The following is a 407-nucleotide window of genomic DNA, read 5'->3' as shown; positions in this document are numbered from 1 at the left end:
AGCAGGTCATCCCGGAACCAAAGCCCAGCTCCTGCGGCAGGTACTCCCACTGGATGCCGGTATGCAACACGAACAGGATCCCGCAGAGCGCCTGCCGGTCCGGAATCCGAGGGCGACCCTCCACCTGTTTCGGCACCGGCGCAGGCAACAACGGCTCGATGAGCGACCACAGTTCATCCGACACGATCCACGGCCGCGACTGACGTTTCCCCACAGCCAGACCAACGACCAACCGGACCGAAAGTCACATGATCAACAGCTTCTGTTAGGGCCTCTTAGGCTGACGCGGAGCCCCTCGATCTCGCCGAGCCACCCCTCACGCTCGGCCTCGCCAATCCGGTCGCGCAGGTTGTCACGGATCTCCACGAGCCGACCGCGCTGGGCGGGGTCGGCTCGTAGGAGGGAGC

The 407-nt window shown here is 65.1% G+C and carries 1 protein-coding gene; it reads right to left on the bottom strand.

All coding sequences use genetic code 11. The features are described from left to right. On the bottom strand, positions 1-220 hold a 220-nt coding region (locus G3I78_RS49765), incomplete at its 3' end, for a transposase (RefSeq protein WP_239158503.1). Between the last annotated feature and the right edge of the window lie 187 nt (positions 221-407).

This window comes from Streptomyces sp. SID13726 (genome assembly GCF_010548375.1).
In the GTDB taxonomy this organism is placed as follows: Bacteria; Actinomycetota; Actinomycetes; order Streptomycetales; family Streptomycetaceae; genus Streptomyces.
This window is presented reverse-complemented; position numbering and strand designations above follow the sequence as displayed.